At 51.6% G+C, this 16,678-nt stretch carries 13 protein-coding genes and 2 riboswitches; of the genes, 4 read left to right on the forward strand and 9 right to left on the reverse strand.

Annotated features, from left to right (window positions below; translation table 11 throughout):
- The first annotated feature begins 19 nt into the window (after window positions 1-19).
- Window positions 20-616 (forward strand): class I SAM-dependent methyltransferase, encoded by a 597-nt coding sequence (locus KDM87_RS08610; protein WP_212678644.1) that lies wholly within the window; start codon window positions 20-22, stop codon window positions 614-616.
- Between the two features lie 130 nt (window positions 617-746).
- Here KDM87_RS08610 and gcvP read toward each other — a convergent pair whose 3' ends face one another.
- The 4 genes from gcvP to KDM87_RS08630 all read right to left on the reverse strand — a co-directional run bounded on the left by gcvP (window position 747) and on the right by KDM87_RS08630 (window position 7,314).
- Window positions 747-3,626, reverse strand: a complete 2,880-nt coding sequence (gene gcvP / locus KDM87_RS08615; protein WP_212678645.1) for an aminomethyl-transferring glycine dehydrogenase — start codon at window positions 3,624-3,626, stop codon at window positions 747-749.
- Between the two features lie 89 nt (window positions 3,627-3,715).
- On the reverse strand, window positions 3,716-4,093 hold the full coding sequence (gene gcvH / locus KDM87_RS08620; protein WP_186883752.1) for a glycine cleavage system protein GcvH: 378 nt from the start codon (window positions 4,091-4,093) through the stop codon (window positions 3,716-3,718).
- A 130-nt stretch (window positions 4,094-4,223) separates the two neighbouring features.
- Window positions 4,224-5,354, reverse strand: coding sequence for a glycine cleavage system aminomethyltransferase GcvT (gene gcvT, locus KDM87_RS08625; RefSeq protein WP_212678646.1), 1,131 nt, complete (start codon window positions 5,352-5,354; stop codon window positions 4,224-4,226).
- A gap of 75 nt (window positions 5,355-5,429) precedes the next feature.
- A riboswitch (glycine riboswitch) is annotated at window positions 5,430-5,567 on the reverse strand.
- A 9-nt stretch (window positions 5,568-5,576) separates the two neighbouring features.
- Window positions 5,577-5,684, reverse strand: a riboswitch (glycine riboswitch).
- Between the two features lie 268 nt (window positions 5,685-5,952).
- Window positions 5,953-7,314: a DUF2799 domain-containing protein gene (locus KDM87_RS08630; protein ID WP_212678647.1), complete on the reverse strand. Its 1,362-nt coding sequence runs from the start codon at window positions 7,312-7,314 to the stop codon at window positions 5,953-5,955.
- A 305-nt stretch (window positions 7,315-7,619) separates the two neighbouring features.
- On the opposite strand from KDM87_RS08630, the gene KDM87_RS08635 reads away from it, so the two are divergent.
- Together KDM87_RS08635 and KDM87_RS08640 are read left to right on the forward strand one after the other, a co-directional pair.
- Window positions 7,620-9,422 (forward strand): ABC transporter transmembrane domain-containing protein, encoded by a 1,803-nt coding sequence (locus tag KDM87_RS08635; RefSeq protein ID WP_212678648.1) that lies wholly within the window; start codon window positions 7,620-7,622, stop codon window positions 9,420-9,422.
- Window positions 9,423-9,508: 86 nt separating this feature from the next.
- A complete protein-coding gene (locus KDM87_RS08640) occupies window positions 9,509-9,883 on the forward strand; it encodes a VOC family protein (RefSeq protein ID WP_212678649.1) in 375 nt (124 codons plus the stop codon).
- Window positions 9,884-9,978: 95 nt separating this feature from the next.
- Here KDM87_RS08640 and KDM87_RS08645 read toward each other — a convergent pair whose 3' ends face one another.
- Complete coding sequence (locus KDM87_RS08645) at window positions 9,979-11,583, reverse strand: amidohydrolase (protein ID WP_329604913.1); 1,605 nt, start codon at window positions 11,581-11,583, stop codon at window positions 9,979-9,981.
- Between the two features lie 418 nt (window positions 11,584-12,001).
- Here KDM87_RS08645 and KDM87_RS08650 point away from each other — a divergent pair, with 418 nt between their 5' ends.
- Complete coding sequence (locus tag KDM87_RS08650; protein ID WP_212678651.1) at window positions 12,002-13,531, forward strand: transglycosylase SLT domain-containing protein; 1,530 nt, start codon at window positions 12,002-12,004, stop codon at window positions 13,529-13,531.
- Between the two features lie 93 nt (window positions 13,532-13,624).
- Here the strand turns inward: KDM87_RS08650 and KDM87_RS08655 are convergent, their stop codons facing one another.
- The 4 genes from KDM87_RS08655 to KDM87_RS08670 form a co-directional block, all read right to left on the reverse strand.
- Window positions 13,625-14,872, reverse strand: a complete 1,248-nt coding sequence (locus tag KDM87_RS08655) for a tetratricopeptide repeat protein (RefSeq protein ID WP_212678652.1) — start codon at window positions 14,870-14,872, stop codon at window positions 13,625-13,627.
- 166 nt (window positions 14,873-15,038) lie between these two features.
- Window positions 15,039-15,470, reverse strand: a complete 432-nt coding sequence (locus KDM87_RS08660) for an ExbD/TolR family protein (RefSeq protein ID WP_186898662.1) — start codon at window positions 15,468-15,470, stop codon at window positions 15,039-15,041.
- Between the two features lie 15 nt (window positions 15,471-15,485).
- Window positions 15,486-15,923, reverse strand: a complete 438-nt coding sequence (locus tag KDM87_RS08665; protein WP_186886253.1) for an ExbD/TolR family protein — start codon at window positions 15,921-15,923, stop codon at window positions 15,486-15,488.
- 96 nt (window positions 15,924-16,019) lie between these two features.
- Window positions 16,020-16,678: MotA/TolQ/ExbB proton channel family protein (locus KDM87_RS08670; protein ID WP_230407639.1), on the reverse strand; the 659-nt coding region annotated here is incomplete at its 5' end.

The raw sequence follows: 16,678 nt of genomic DNA on the forward strand, positions 1-16,678 counted from the left end.
AGCAGGAGCCCTTCGTAATATGAATCTCATAGAAAAGGCCACGGTACAGGCATTTCACCGCAGCAGGCTCAACGGCAGTGACCTCCGTGCCTTAGGCTATCGTTCTCAGGAGAGCCAGACCCGACGATTTCAGGCCTTGCTGCAACTGGGAGATTTTTCACACTGTTCAGTATTAGATTTAGGCTGCGGCTTCGGGGATTTGAAAGCATTTCTGGATCAGCATTACAAAGATTTTGTATACCTCGGCGTCGATTTTTTAAAAGAGTTCATCGATGGCGCGCAGTTGCGTTACGGCGCATTAGCCCATACCCAATTTTTTCAGGCAGACTTTCTGACGACAGGCCTGCCTCAGGTTGATATCGTTGTCGCCTCGGGCAGCCTCAACTATCGCTCTGAGAATGCCCTGCATCCGTGGCAAAGCATCAGCCGTATGTGGGAAGCCGCAAACAAGGGAGTAGTATTTAATTTACTCAATGCGGCGCAGTTTGAAAGCGATGAAGTTTTACGCGCTTATGATCAGAGCGAAGTCCTGCATTTCTGTCGTCAACTTGATCCGGATACTGAGATTATTTCCGGTTATTTGCCGGATGATTTTACGGTACTGATGCGAAAATAAAAAACACCACCACATCAGATGTTTTAACTTTACATGAAAAACATTTGAGTAAAATTTCTGCTCCTCAGTAATACAAATAAAAAAGGCTGGTGTATGCACCAGCCTTTTTTACTTACTGACTTAATTCAGATTACTGATAATCCGACAGCGGTACGCAAGAGCAGAACAGATTACGGTCGCCATACACATTATCAGCGCGACCGACTGGTGCCCAGTATTTCTGATGACGCAGGCTGGCCACCGGATAAGCCGCCACTTCACGGCTATATGCATGATTCCATTCCGCAGACAACAAAGTCTGGATGGTATGCGGCGCGTGTTTCAGCGGATTATCTTTCGCATCAAACTCACCACTGGCAACTTTGGCGATTTCTTCACGTATTGTGATCATGGCGTCGATGAAGCGATCCAGTTCCGCCAGTGATTCACTTTCTGTCGGTTCTATCATCAGCGTGCCAGGAACCGGGAAGCTCATGGTCGGCGCATGGAAACCAAAGTCGATCAGACGCTTTGCCACGTCTTCATTCGAAATGCCTGTTGCATCAGTCAATGGGCGCAGATCAAGAATACATTCATGCGCTACCAGACCATCATGACCTGCATACAACACAGGGTAATGCGGTGCCAGGCGCTTGGCGATGTAATTCGCTGCCAGGATTGCTGTTTCCGTAGCTGCCTTCAGACCCTCGGCGCCCATCATGGCGATATACATCCATGAAATCGGCAGAATCGATGCGGAGCCAAACGCGGCGGCACTGACAGCGGAAATTCCCTCTTCGCCGCGCACATAGCCGGTCGATGTCTGATTTGGCAGGAATTTCGCCAGATGCGCACCGACTGCAACCGGACCAACACCTGGTCCACCGCCACCATGCGGAATACAGAATGTTTTATGCAGATTCAGATGGCTGACATCGCCACCGAATTTACCCGGTGCCGCCACGCCAACCAGCGCATTCATGTTCGCACCGTCAACATACACCTGACCACCATGCTGATGCACGATCTCGCATAATTGCTGGATACCTTCTTCAAACACACCGTGGGTGGATGGATACGTCACCATCACCGCAGCCAGATTGGCGCTGTGTTTTTCTGCTTTCGCCTGCAAATCTGCCAGATCGACATTGCCGCGCTCATCACATGCCACGACCACCACTTCCATCCCTGCCATCGCTGCCGACGCAGGGTTAGTACCATGTGCCGACGAAGGAATCAGGCAGATATTGCGGTGATGATCGCCACGTGACTCGTGGTATTTTTTGATGACCAGCAAACCTGCATACTCTCCTTGCGAACCGGCATTCGGTTGCAGGGAAACCGCGGCATAACCCGTTGCGGCACACAACATCGCTTCGAGCTGGTTGATCATTTCGCGGTAACCGATAGTCTGAGCATCCGGTGCAAACGGATGAATATTGGAAAACTCAGGCCAGGTTACAGGAATCATTTCGGATGTGGCATTCAGCTTCATCGTGCATGAACCCAGCGGGATCATACTGCGGTCCAGTGCCAGATCTTTATCAGCCAGACTGCGCAGATAACGCAACATTTCATGTTCAGCGTGATAACGGCTGAAAGTAGGATGCGTCAGGAACGCGCTGCTGCGTACCAGTGTTGAAGGTACAGTTTCCGTCGCTGCTGTTTCAAGCGCAGCGAAATCAGGCACATTTTTACCCTGCGCCAATACCGTCAGTAAGCTGACGATATCTTCGCGAACCACGGTTTCATCAAGCGAAACGCCGACTTGCGTCGCACTGATCTGACGTAAATTGATACCCGCAGCAATTGCTGCCGCATGCACGGCACCGGCATCACTGACATTGATGGTCAGCGTATCGAAATAGGTGCTGTTCGCCAGACTCAAACCAAGTTGCTGCACGCCTGCCGCCAGAATTGCCGTGTAACGCAGTACGCGCTGAGCGATACGGCGCAGACCGTCCGGACCGTGATACACCGCATACATCGACGCCATCACCGCCAGCAACACCTGCGCTGTACAGATATTCGATGTCGCTTTTTCGCGGCGGATATGCTGTTCGCGGGTTTGCAACGCCAGACGATAGGCTTGCTGACCTTGCGCATCGACAGTCACACCAACCAGACGACCCGGCATGCTGCGTTTGAACGCATCGCGTGTTGACATATAACCTGCGTGCGGGCCACCAAAACCCAGCGGCACACCAAAACGCTGACTGTTACCGACAACCACATCAGCACCCCACTCGCCCGGCGGCGTGATCAAGGTCAGCGCCAGCAGATCAGCGGCAGCAATTACCATCGCGCCTTTGGCATGGATCGCGGCAGCATAGTCACGGTAATCACGGATGTCGCCATTCACACCCGGGTATTGCAGCAGAACGCCAAAACAATCGTTTTCCAGCGCATCGGTACCGTGACAGATACGGACTTCGATATCCAGCGGTTTGGCGCGAGTACGGATAATTTCCAGAGTTTGCGGCAAGACATCGGCGGCGACATAAAACACATTGGAATTAGATTTACCGACACGCTGTATCAGGGTCATCGCTTCTGCCGCACCAGTGCCTTCATCCAGCATGGAAGCATTCGCGATATCCATACCGGTCAGATCAGTGATCATGGTCTGGAAATTCAGCATCGCTTCCAGACGGCCTTGTGAAATCTCAGGCTGATATGGCGTATAGGCCGTGTACCAGGCCGGATTTTCAAAGATATTGCGCAGAATCACGCCCGGTGTGTGCGTGTTGTAATAGCCTTGTCCGATGAAAGACTTGAGTACTTTATTTTTACCGGCTAGTGCTTTTAACTGTGCCAGTGCGGCCTGTTCCGTTTTCGGTTCAGTAAAATCCGCCAGCGGCAATACATCGTGACGACGGATGTTAGCGGGCACAATCGCATCAATCAGCGCGGTGCGGTCAGCATAGCCAAGCACTGCGAGCATCTTCGCTTGTTCAGCGTCAGACGGTGCAATATGGCGGGAAATGAAAGCGTCAGTGGCTTCCAGTTGAGACAAAGAAGGACGGGTCATGATAGATGAACGGCAGGAAGTGTTCTGGGGGAAATCCGCCAGCGCTGACATCCTTGCCTGCGCCGGTCAGAAAAATAGTTGCGTCAGGATCAGCCGATATTCTTAGCGTAAGCTTCAGCGCTCAGCAATGCGTCAACATCCGCTGCATTCGCTGGTTTCAGCTTGAACAGCCATGCGCCGAACGCATCGGTATTCACTGATTCTGGCGCATCGGCTAATGCTTCATTCACGCCAACCACTTCACCGCTGACTGGTGAATAAATATCGCCAGCTGCTTTGACGGATTCAACCACGGCACATTCTTTACCCGCGGTCTGCGTTGAGCCAACTTTTGGCAATTCCACATACACGATATCGCCCAGTGCATCTTGTGCGAAGTCGGTGATACCGACCGTCAGCGTGCCATCGGCTTCAACGCGTACCCATTCGTGGGAGGAAGTGTATTTCAAATCTGCTGGTACATTCATGGTGGACTCCGGAGTGTTAATTCTTCAAAAGGAAAATGCTAAAAATAATGCTAAAAATCATGCTTAAATTTTTTGCGGCGACATTTTTCGGCTGCCAGATGACAGGCAGCCGTTTGCTGCGTACTGAAAATCAGACAGCGAGAATTTTACCGTTGCGTACAAACGGCAATTTCACGACCGTTGCCGCGAGTTGTTTATCGCGGATCACCACGTGCACAGTGTCGCCGATGGCAACGCCCATAGGCAAACGCGCCAGTGCAATCGCTTGTTGCATGGTCGGGCTGAAAGTACCACTGGTGATTTCGCCCTCGCCTTGTGCGCAGACCACTTTTTGATGCGCGCGCAGAATACCGCCTTTTTCGCGCAGAATCAGACCCAGAAACTGGGCTTTCTGACCTTGTTCCAGCAAGGCTTGCTTACCAGTGAAATCACGTTCACTCACCAGATCGATCGTCCATGCGAGACCGGCGTCAAGCGGGTTGATGGATTCGTCCATATCCTGACCGTAGAGATTCATCCCGGCTTCCAGACGCAAAGTATCGCGCGCACCCAGCCCGGCCGGTTTGACACCAACCGCCGCCAGCGCGTTCCACAAATCATTCACGCGGTCTGCCGCCACTGCAATTTCAAAACCGTCTTCACCGGTATAACCAGTGCGCGCCACCATGACTTCACCGTATGCAGTGCCTTCAACGATGACCGCATTGAATGGTTTGATGTCGGCGCTGGCAGCTTTGGTTTCCGGCAGCACTTCCCATGCTTTGGCGCGCGCATTCGGGCCTTGTACTGCGACCAGCGCAAACGCATTGACACCATCGCGACGCTGAGTGATCGTGATACCGCTGTTCGTCGCAACATTGCGGGCATTCATCCACGCCACATCTTTTTCAGCCGTGCCTGCATTGACGACGAGGCGGAACCAGTTTTCACTGAAGAAGTAAATAATCAGATCGTCGATCACTGTGCCTTCTGGTTTCAGCATGCAGGAATACAGCGCCTTACCCGGTACTTGCAGTTTGTCGACGTTATTGGCGACCAGACCGCGCAGGAAAGAACGCACATTCTCGCCGCGCAGATCGACCACGCACATGTGCGACACATCGAACATACCGCAATCAGTACGTACCGCATGATGTTCTTCGATTTGGGAACCATAGTTGACGGGCATATCCCAGCCGCCGAAATCAACCATTTTTGCGCCAGCCGCACGATGGGCTGCGTTGAGGGGAGTTACTTTGAGTGATGTCGCTGCTTGCGTCATAGGTGCCTCGTTACCAGATTAGAAGGGACGAACAAACGCACGCTGACGAACATGGCTCGCCGCATGCGAAAAATCGCATACCCCTCTGTCCTGATACCTGAGAGATTACGAGTGCAAAATCATTTGCAGTCTCGTGCGCACCTTCGGTGGGTAGTACGGCGAATATTTATAAAATAAACGTATCTGCCGCTACCGCTCTCCAGAGTGTGAGGCATCTGCATGCCCCGCTGACCGGTCCTTTTGCCTGAGAGTTTTTGGGTTGTAGCCCCTTCGGCGGCTGTGCATGCGATCCATCAGATCAATGTCACGGCGCTCTCCCGATCAAGTCGCACGATTATATAAGGCTTAGTTCGGCTTGGATAGCTTTGCCGCCAGCAGAAGCCAATTATTTCAGCGAAACGCGACAACCCCACCTGACTTACCCGCTATATAGAAAAAATGCCTGAAATGCTTGCCGGGGCTGCTTTTAGGGTCAAAATATACTCCCCCCAGTATATTTTTAAGCCCTTTGTTTATAAGGAGATGAGGGCAAAAACATCAAATAATGGGGGGAGTATATGAATATCCACACAAAAAAGAGCGCAACGGAGCAGCGGGATCAAAACCGCAGATCGCGTTTTATTTGTTGTAATTGCTGTTCATAGCGAAATTCACGGCTGCGCATATCGTCGATACGGCGGCGCAGTGACTGCAACTGGTCGCGCAGTTCATTGCGCTCACGTTCATTTTTGCGATCAGTATTCGCGTTATCCTGATTATTCGGACGATTTTTATCATCCTGATTACGACGTATTTCAGCTTCGATGCGATTCAGCCTTTGCTCGGTGTCTCGGTATTTATCCTGTTGCTCACCGATTTCGCGATGCAAAGATCGGGAACGGTGGCTGATATCTTCATAATCGCGCCCGCTCATCTGCGCTTGCTGCAAACGGAATTGCAAAGATACCGGACACACTTCTATCGCCATGCGCTGATTCTGGCGCGCCCAGTTAAATGCGTTATCCACGGTACAGTAAGCAGCGTTCTGGCGGTTCCATGCCTGGGTATAGATGTCACGCGTCTGCGGAATGACAAATACCTGATCGTTGCGCACATTGTTCATACGTTGCTCCAGCTGAAAAGGCTGGCCGTAACCATCCGCCGTTCCCACCTCTTCCCAGTATTGCATCAGGCGGCGCTGCCACTGCTGCTGGTATTCTGCTTCCATGATTTTCAGACCGCGACGTCTGGCGTCATCACGACGCAGCTGAATATCGCGCCCGCTGACGGCATCATTCCAGCCTAACTGCTTCCAGTATTCAACGATCTCGCGATTCCAGCCATTGCGATACGCATCCTCACGCACGAGCAGCTCACGACTTTTCGCCGCTGCGGCATGGCTTGTCAACGTCGTATCGGGTATGCCCACGTGGGCATCCTGATAGCCGAGGTTTTCCCAATAGCTGTAATTCCCTTCGCTCCAGCCCTGACGATAAGCATCGGCACGAAAACCCGCGCTACCTGGATTGGCAGCATTGGTCGCATGTACTTTTTCTTCGCTGGCATTGCGCCCGGCCTTACCATCGTTCATGCCGGTATTAAACCAGTATTCATGAATGCCCTGCTGCCATCCCTGTTCGTAAGAAGGCTGATTCAGGGGCGTGTGCAGATCGCGGAGACGTGCAGAAGTGCTTTGCACCAGATATTGCGTTACCGGAAAAGCTTTGCGACCATCGTCCCGGCCGAGTTGATACCAGAATTGCTGGTTACCGGCCACCCAGCCAGTTTCATATAAACCAGCAGATTCGGCGCGGATTTTATCGGCATCCACCGAGGCGCAAAAACGCCGGCGTTCTTCGAAATTTCTGTCCTGACCATCCTTACCATCTTTGTTGCCTATCAGTTGCCAGTCGCCGCTGCGGCAATCATTCATGCGATTGATGGTGCTCTGACATGCGCTCAACAACAGCACGACTGTCATGGCGCAGCAACTCAGTAATGTACGTAATCCATAGTCAGAAAGGCGCATGATGAAAAAGAGAGAAGTCAGGAAGAACTGCTACAACGGCTGCCACGGCAACATTGTTGACAGCAAGATAAAACAAACGCGAGACCCTCACCAGCCGCAAGTTCATCCCATATTCGCCGGCAGAAACCGCAGCAGCCTGTTACATTTCCATACCAGCTTACTCATTGCCCGCGCTTGATTTCCTGCTGAAGGTCTTCATGTAGCTGTTTCGCTATCGGGCATACACTCCAACCATCATCCAACCATCGATATTCATTATGAGCACAGACATCCCCAAGGAACGCAGCAGCCTGAGCACACTGAAAGGCTTACTCCCTTTCCTGCTCCCCTATCGGCGCCAGTTCATTCTTGCCGGTATCGCCTTACTGGTCGCTGCCTGCGCAACGCTGGCAATTCCGGCAGCATTCCGGCAGATGATCGATCTGGGCTTTGGTCACAATGGAAAAGGCAACATCGAGCATGTGGATCTGACCTTCCTCGCGCTGTTTGCTGTTGCCTGCGTTCTTGGCATCGCGACAGCGGCCCGCTTTTACATGGTGTCGTGGCTGGGTGAACGTGTCACCGCCGATATCCGCAATGCGGTGTATTCGCATGTGGTCACGCAGAGCCCGCAGTTTTTTGAAACGACCCAAACCGGCGAAGTCTTGTCGCGCCTGACCACCGACACCACACTGATACAGACGGTGGTCGGCACCAGCATTTCTATGGCTTTGCGCAATGTCCTGTTGTTTATCGGCGGATTGGTGATGCTGTTTATCACCAGCATCAAACTCTCGTCCATCATCATCGTGATGCTGGCACTGGTGGTGTTGCCGATTATTTTGTTCGGGCGGAGGGTCCGCAAGCTCTCGCGTGACTCACAAGACAAAATCGCTGATGCGTCGGCCATCGCCGGTGAAATTCTGAATGCGATGCCGACTGTGCAGGCATTCACACATGAACACATCGAAGCACGACGCTTTGCAGATTCGGTCGAAAACGCGTTTGGCACTGCCATGCGCCGCACACGCGCACGTTCGCTGCTGACCATGATGGCGATTTTGCTGGTGTTCGGTGCCATCGTCTTTGTGCTGTGGCTGGGCGCCCGTGCGGTCATGAACGGGACGATGAGCGGCGGCGAACTCGGACAATTCATTCTGTATGCCTCTATCGTCGCTGGCGCGCTGGGCGCTTTATCAGAAGTGATGGGCGACGCGCAACGTGCTGCCGGCGCAACTGAACGCCTGCTGGAATTAATGGAAGTACAGTCACCGATACAAAATCCGGCACATCCGCGTGCTTTACCGCAACGTGCAGTAAAGCAAACGGGCGGCGCAAGTTTATCGATACGCGACATCCGCTTTCATTATCCATCGCGCCCGGATACTGCCTCGATTGCGGGCGTCACACTGGATATTCCCGCCGGACAAACAATTGCGGTCGTTGGTTCGTCCGGTGCAGGAAAAACCACTTTATTTCAATTGCTGCTGCGTTTCTATGATCCGCAAAGCGGAGAAATCCAGCTCGACGGAGTGAATATCCGCGATCTCGATCTGCACACCTTACGCAATGCCATTGGCGTCGTACCGCAGGAAACGATCATCTTTTCTGCGAATGCGATGGACAACATTCGCTATGGCCGTGCCGATGCCAGCGATGCTGAAGTGATGGCCGCCGCAAAAATGGCGGCAGCTCATGAATTCATAGAAAAGCTGCCGGAAGGCTATCAGTCATTTCTCGGTGAACGTGGCGTGCGCTTGTCGGGCGGCCAACGGCAGCGGATCGCAATCGCTCGCGCCTTGCTGAAAAATCCACCTTTATTATTGCTCGACGAAGCCACCAGCGCGCTGGATGCCGAATCAGAACGTCTGGTGCAAGGGGCACTGGAAGTTGCGATGCAAGACCGCACCACGCTGATTATTGCGCATCGCCTGGCAACCGTACAGCGGGCCGATAAAATTATCGTGATGGAACATGGTCGCATCGTTGAAACCGGTACCCATGCGAGTCTGGTTGCGCAAGGTGGTGTCTATGCCAAACTGGCTGCATTGCAATTTAATCTGGCGTCAGAACATACCTGACCCAACAATTCTGTATTTTTACTGGCACAATGATGATGCAATAAAAACATGCGCCACTGCGCCTGATATGACACAAAGGAGAACATATGATCGGCTACATCACACTGGGAACGAACAACTTTGAACGTGCAGCACAATTCTATGACAACTTACTGGCGGTCATCGGCGCTAAACGCGTGATGGAATCACCAGAGTTTATTGCCTGGGGCAATAGCCCGAATCAGGCCAGACTGAGTATTATCAAGCCCTATGACGGGCAAGCAGCGACGGTCGGCAATGGTGTGATGGTCGCACTGATCGTCGATTCAAAAGAAAAAGTGGACGCGGTCTACAACAAAGCGATTGAACTCGGCGGCAAAGATGAAGGTGCAGTAGGTCCACGTGGAGACAGTGGATTTTACGCCGGATATTTCCGTGACCTCGATGGCAATAAACTGAACGTGTTCTGCATGAGTGCCTGATCAGCGATGCCTGCATTCCTGCCGCATCACCCGGCAAGAGTGCAGGCGCACTGTTTGAACATACGATTCACATAGCAACCGATCTGACGAAGCGCTTATTTCAGAGAAGGTGCTTCATTCTGATAAACCACTTTACCTGCAAGCCAGGTCTGCACCACCTGAATCTGATGCATCTGCTGAGCCGGGATGGTGAATATATCCCGATCAACAACGATAAAATCTGCCCATTTCCCCTTCTCCAGACTACCGATAATGTTTTCCTGATGGGCTGCATACGCGGCATCCAGCGTGAAGCAACGGAAGGCTTCGACCCGTGTCATTGCCTGTTCCGCATACCAGCCCTGCAAAGGTTCGCCATCGCGGCTGCGGCGCGTTACTGCCGCGTGCATCCCCCAGAATGGATTAGCTGACTCGACCGGAAAATCGGAACCACAGGCAATTTGCGATCCTTGCTTCAGATAGCGTCGCCATGCGTACGCCCCCTTGATACGCTCATGCCCCACCCTTTGTTCCGCCATCGTCATGTCTGAGGTGGCATGTACCGGCTGCATAGATGGAATAATATTCAGTTCTTTAAAACGGGGAATATCCTCAACAGCAAGGACTTGCGCATGTTCTATTCTGTGCCGCGCGGCTTTCCTTGCAACTGCAGGCAAAGCTGCGAAGCCATCCAGTATCTGGCGATTGGCCGCGTCACCAATCGCATGCACATTGACCTGATAGCCTTTATCAGCCGCTTTCTTGATCATCGCCGCCATGACTGGCGTCGTCTGAAACAACAGACCAGAAGTGTCGGGCGCGTCTGAATATGGCGCCGCCAGCGCTGCACCACGACTACCGAGCGCGCCATCGGCAAACAATTTGACGGCACGCAAAGCATAGCGATCCTGTCCATCGCTGAGTAAAGGCCCCTCTTTGGAAACACGCTCAAAAAAATCATCGGTGCCGCTGATCATGCCGTAAATACGCGCACTGAGCCTGTCGTTCACAGCGTACTCACGGAATAAGCGATCAGCTTCAGCAGACACACCGGCGTCATGCACGCTGGTCAGGCCGGACTGCGCAAATGTGCGTAAAGCGGCATCCAGCGCCATACGATTGTCGGCATCGCTGGCGGGAGGTATGACGGTCCGGATCAACTCCATCGCATTATCGATAAATATACCGGTGGGATTTCCCTGTGCGTCCTTCTCTATTTTGCCACCGACGGGATCAGGCGTATCACGGCCAATACCGGCCAGTTGCATCGCCCGACTATTTGCCCACGCAGCATGGCCATCCACCCGACTCAGCCAGACCGGGCGCTCGCTGACAACGGCGTCAATATCGTGTGCGGTTGGAAATCGACCCGAACCCCAGTTAACCTGATTCCATTCACCGCCAAGTATCCATTGCTGTGACGGAAAGCGTTGTGCGTAATCGCTGATGCGCTCCTGCGCTTGCGCCAACGTTCTTGTCTCACGCAAACTTAACTCTGCCTGATGGTGCCCCAATGCCAGCACATGCCCATGTGCGTCAATCAGCCCCGGCAACAAGGTTTTGCCGTGCAGATTAATACGCTGCGCCAGAGGAAATTGCCGTGTCAGTTTTTTACTATGCCCGACCGCGGTGATTTTTCCACTATCATCAAAAACAAGCGCATCAAAGCGGATCAACTTTTGCTGACGATTTAATGTGTAGCCATTTGCATTTTCAATCATCGTATCCGCCGTGGCGTACGCTGATATTGACATCAAAACCGTCACGACGATCAAAGACAAACCTGTTTTAATTGAAATCATAAAGAGCTGGTCAGAAATTTACAGGCTGACATTGTAGGATAAATGGCGAGATAAACGTCGCGGATTCTGCATCCGCGCTCAGCATGTCTGCGCATCGCAACAAGAGCTAAAAAAGGAATCACAAAAACAGTCACAAACAATTACAAAAGCCGCATCTTCACTCAAGTTATACCTAACGTGGCGCCATTAAGAAGCCAACTCCGCGCATCTACCTTACGAGGCGGTTTAAAATGTCAATGCAATGACATTTCCCTTGACGCAACCGCCTGCCCTTGCGTACACTCTTACGATTCTTCTATCAAAGTCGACCATGGTCGATGAGCACATCATCCCGCCTATGAAACGATTACGACACCAAACCCGCCCTCTGATTGCTTTTACGGCTTCCGCCTTACTGTTCTGGGCACTACCTAATATCAGTCACGCAGATTCATCTTCACTCGCTGTTCTGAGTAACGCACCAGAAGCCAGCATCAATCGCAACACTTCCCCCTCTGCAATCAGTTCTCCGGCCGAAATCACGCCTTTCGTTTACACGAATCAGGAAGCCGATCTGTGGGAGCGTATACGCGCTGGCTATGCAATACCGGATCTGAGCAATAAGCTGGTGGATAATCAACTGACCTGGTACAGCACACGAACCGACTACATTTTGCGTACGGTTCAGCGCGGATCGCGCTATCTGTACCATGTCGTTGAAGAGCTGGAAAAGCGTGGCATGCCATCTGAACTGGCGTTGCTGCCATTCATCGAGTCAGCCTTTAATCCGCAGGCGATTTCAACCGCAAAAGCCAGCGGTATGTGGCAATTTATGGCCGCCACCGGCAAAGATTTCAATCTTAAACAAAACATGTTTAAGGATGACCGCCGCGGTGTTCTGGACTCAACAGACGCAGCATTGAATTATCTTGAACGCCTGTACGGAATGTTCGGAGACTGGCAGCTTGCGCTTGCCGCCTATAACTGGGGCGAAGGCTCGGTTCAACGCGCGATCAAAAAACAGCAGGCGCTGGGCTTACCGGTGGACTTCGACAGTATGTCCGCACTGATGCCAGTGGAAACAAGAAATTATCTACCTAAGTTACAAGCGGTCAAAAACATCATAGGCCATCCTGAGCAATTTAATATTGCACTGCCTAAGCTTGAGAATCAGCCTTACTTTGTGACTGTTGAAAAAACCCGGGATATCGATGTCCGCGTTGCTGCGCAGCTGGCAGAGCTGCCAATGGACGAGTTCACGGCGCTCAACCCGCAATTCAACCGCCCGGTTATTACTGGCAACAGCAACACCAAGATTTTATTACCGACAGACAATGCCACGCTGTTTAAGGAAAACCTCAGTAAATGGCAAGGCCCGCTGTCCAGCTGGTCCACCTATACCGTCGCAAAAACTGAAAAAATAGAGTCCCTCGCACATAAACTTGGACACAAACCAGAATTTATCCGTGAAGTGAACATGATTCCGGCAAGCATGCTGGTCAAAGCAGGCTCGACCATACTGGTTCCCAAATCAGAAAAAGCCCCAGATCAGGATATATCGCCTGAGATTGCTGACAAAGCTCAGTTAGTCATAGAAAAAGGAATTGCAACGCGCCAGCTACATTATCGTGTTGGCAAAAAAGACAATCTGAATAGTATCGCCCAGCGCTACAAGGTCAGTGTTGCCGATTTAAAGAATTGGAATAATCTGAAGCGCGATAACGTCAGCGCAGGACAAAATTTGCAAATCCAAGTTCCTGTTCTCGCAAAATCCCGCCACGTGACAGTAGCCTCTCACTCTAGGCAAGCACATCGCAATAAGGCCGTCGCATCAAGTGGAAAAACATTAGTCGCGAATGCAAGAAGCGGCAGAAAGCCTCACGGTTAATCGCAGTTATCATTGCCGCATGATAAACCTGCAAGACTGAGTCAATAAAAAAAGGGGGCTGATCACAGCCCCCTTTTTAAAAGTACAAATAAGTTATTTCTGATTCGCGTAAATGGTCCAGTAACGCGCCAGATCTGAAGTGCCGTCGTTGCCTTGCACGGTTTTCCAGGTTTTGATCGCATTGGCTTTTTTACCAGCCTGGAATTGTGCGATACCCAGATGCAATTTAGCGTCTTCTGGATTTTTCAGAGAACCTTTTTTAATGCCCTCTTCCATCATTGCCAGGCCCTGATCAAATTTACCAGCGGTGACACTGGCATAACCCAGACTAACGAGGCCATTACCATCTTTGCTTTGTTTTGCTTCAGCTTCTGCGGCTGCCGCGCCTTTGTTTGATTCATCAAGCGCCTTGGCTGCCATATCACGCAAACGCTTATGACGCTCAGCATCATTGCCTGTGCCTAGAGCGCCCGCCTTATAACCTGCTTCGATAATTTTAGTTGCCTCAGCAGGGTAACCAGCCTGAATTGCCATCAAAGACAAATCCATGAAGTCGTTTGCTTTTGTCACCTGACCCAAAGCCAGTTTCAGACGGAGCAAATCAAGCTTCAGACGAGCAGAGTAACCTGGCTTGCGCTCAACGTTATTCAGCAAATTCACCCAGTATTCTTTTTTGCCATGATATGCGACCATTTTTTCCAGCGCACTGGAATAACCTGCCATATCTTTTTGTTTGCGTGCGGCGTCAGCATAGAACTCCAGATTCGCCAGACTAGGCGTACGGCCCGCTTTTTCATCTGCGGCCAGATCTGCGGTTACTTCTTTCAGCGCTTTAGCACTGTCACCACCTTGATTCATCGCCTGGATCAGGTAAGGCCGCAAGGACTGATCTGCACCACCATCGGCATAATAGCGGTTATACCATTGAGCAGCTTTGGAGTAATTGCCTGATTTATAATAAGCATTTGCCAATACCTGTATCATCTGCAACTGATCTTTTGAAGGCAACTTACCCGCTGCGATAATCGTTTCGGCAGCGCGGATCACAGTATCGTTATCGCCAGCAGCAGACGCAATCGACAAGCGCATACGCTCAATCGTAAAATTTTCATTGACAGTTTTACCGCTGACACTATCAGCCTCATGAATCTTAGACAAAGCGTCTTTATACTTCTTCGCCTTAAACAACTCACCTGCCGCCTGCACAATACGACCGATTTCAGGACGCATTGCTTCCTGTGCATAAGCAGTATTAGCTGCGATATTGGTTAATTCTGGTACGGCAGCAAAGCCGATTGCTGCGAACATGACAGCGATACGAGAAAAGCGAAGTTGCTTCATATGTTGATCTCTCAATCAATAAATTAAATAAACTCAGAAAGGTACATCTTCGTGATCCGAAAGTACGCATTCTGGCAAATATGAAAAAAGGCAGGGATGCCCCTGCCGTTTTTTATAATACATCAAGAATTGACCATTGAAGCGTCCAGAGCTTGATTTATATGGATCACTTCAAGAACTGCTCATTGCCGACCATACCGATCTTGGTCACACCAAGACGCTGAGCCGAAGCCATTACCGCAGCCACCGATTTGTATGGCACCACCGCGTTCGGACGCAGATGCACTTCCGGTTGATTTGGCTGTGCCGCCACTTCACCCAGCTTCGCTTCGAGTTCGTTACGGCTCGCGACCGCCACACCGTTCCACAATACCGTACCGTCAAAGTCAACGTCGATATTGATCACCACCGGTGGTTCCGTTGGCTTACTTGGAGTATTGGTCGGCATGTTCAGATTCACGGAGTGATTCTGAATCGGGATCGTGATGATGAGCATGATGATCAGCACCAACATGACGTCGATCAACGGCGTCATGTTCATCTCGATCATCACTTCAGGATCGGCGGAGGAGCTGCCTGAGCCTATTTGCATTCCCATATCTGGTCCTTTTCCTTAATTCCGTGGTGGCGGTTCGATCACGAACCCGACCTTGGTGATCCCGGCGCGCTGGGCGGTCAGGATGGTTTTGCCAACGAATTCGTAACGCACATTCTGGTCGCCACGAATATGGACTTCCGGTTGCGGTACTTTGACGGCTTCAACTTTGAGTTTGTCAAACAAACCTTCGGTGCCGCCTGGCAGGGGTTTCATGCCGCCATTCCAGTAGACGTCACCATCTTTGCTGATCGATACGGTGATGTTTTCTGGTTTGGTTTTGTAAATCTGGTTGCGTTCTGCCGGGAGCTTGAGTTTGACCGTGTCAGTAATCACCGGGGTGGTGATGAGGAAGATGATCAATAAGACCAGCATGACGTCGACCAGCGGGGTGGTGTTGATGGTGCTGTTGACTTCGTCTTCGCCATCACCATCGTTGCCGATTGCCATTGCCATAGTGTGTTCTCTTTCAGATTGCACGCCGGTGCGCTGGGCAACCGGCGTTGTGACTTGAGTCGTTAGTGCTTGTGACTGTGTGTCTGGTGTGCCGTCTTATTTCTTGGCAACTTTGTTCATGCTGCCAGACAGAACGACGGAGTGCAGATCACCTGCGAAGGAGCGGACTTCTTCCATCGCGCTCTTGTTGCGGCGAACCAGGAAGTTGTAGCCCAGAACCGCTGGAACCGCAACCGCCAGACCAATCGCCGTCATGATCAGCGCTTCACCCACAGGACCTGCTACTTTGTCGATGGACGCCTGACCGGACATACCGATCGCTGTCAACGCATGGTAAATACCCCATACTGTACCGAACAGACCAACGAATGGTGCAGTAGAACCAACGGTTGCCAGGAAGGCCAGACCATCTTGCAGACGGCTTTGTACTTTATCAACAGCGCGTTGGATGGACATGGACACCCAGGTGTTCAGATCGATTTGTTCCAGCAGTGCGCCTTCATGGTGTTCTGTGGCTTTGATACCAGAGTCAGCGATGAAGCGGAATGGGCTGCCTTCTTTGAGTGCAGCGGAACCGGCTTGTACGGAAGCAGCTTTCCAGAATTTAGCCGCTTCTTTGGCCTGGCCGGAGAGTTTGACCTGGTCGATGATTTTAGTGATCAGGATGTACCAGCTACCCATGGACATGATGACCATGATGATCAGTGTGCCTTTGGCAACGAAGTCACCTGTTTTCCAGAGTGCGTCTAAGCCGT

Origin of the sequence: Cognatundibacterium rivi, from assembly GCF_018139565.1 — a bacterium.
Taxonomy (GTDB): Bacteria; Pseudomonadota; Gammaproteobacteria; order Burkholderiales; family Burkholderiaceae_D; genus Undibacterium; species Undibacterium rivi.